We start from the raw sequence: 745 nt of genomic DNA on the forward strand, positions 1-745 counted from the left end.
AAGACCCGGACTTACAACGAAAAGTGACTCCCGACTTCACCATAGGCTGTAAGCGGGTAATTTTATCAGACACGCTTTACCCAGCTTATTGTCGAGATAATGTCACCTTATTCGATAAGAATAATGGCATAAAAGAAATCACCGAGAAGGGTATTGTGACTCAGGACGGTGTCGAGCACGAGCTGGATTTGATTGTCTACTCAACCGGTTATGATGCTACTGATGGCGTGATCTCATATCCGGTGGTGGGTAAAGGCGGTAAGACCTTAGCTCAGGCATGGAGTGACTTCCCCAGAGCTTATTTAGGGACGAGTGCGCCAGGCTTTCCAAATTTGTTTATTGTCACAGGGCCTAATACAGGCATTGGTCATACCTCCGCTTTGTTTATTATTGAGTCGCAAATGAAATACATCATGAACAGTATTTCGGCGCTTAAACAAAGTGGCAAAAAAGTGATCGAAGTCAATGTAGATGCTGAGGAGAAATATACCGATTTAATTCATCACGAGATGGCCAAAACGGTTTGGCAGCGTGGCGGTTGTAACTCTTGGTATAAGAGCAAGAGCGGAAAAGTGATTGCCATGTTCCCGGGGTTTAGTTTTACCTTCAGACGCTGGGCTAAGAAATTTAAACGCCAAGATCACTCTTTTAACTCTTAAGTAGTAAAAACGATGAAAAAAATAACAAGTTTTAAAGACAGGGTAGTGGTGATAACAGGGGCTGCCTCGGGTATGGGGCGCGCCTA

At 44.2% G+C, this 745-nt stretch carries 1 pseudogene; it reads left to right on the top strand.

Annotated elements, in window-relative coordinates:
• Positions 1–659 (top strand): annotated as a pseudogene (locus A3729_RS32520) (NAD(P)/FAD-dependent oxidoreductase); the annotation flags it as partial.
• Positions 660–745: the final 86 nt, after the last annotated feature.

This window comes from Oleiphilus sp. HI0043, from assembly GCF_001634935.1.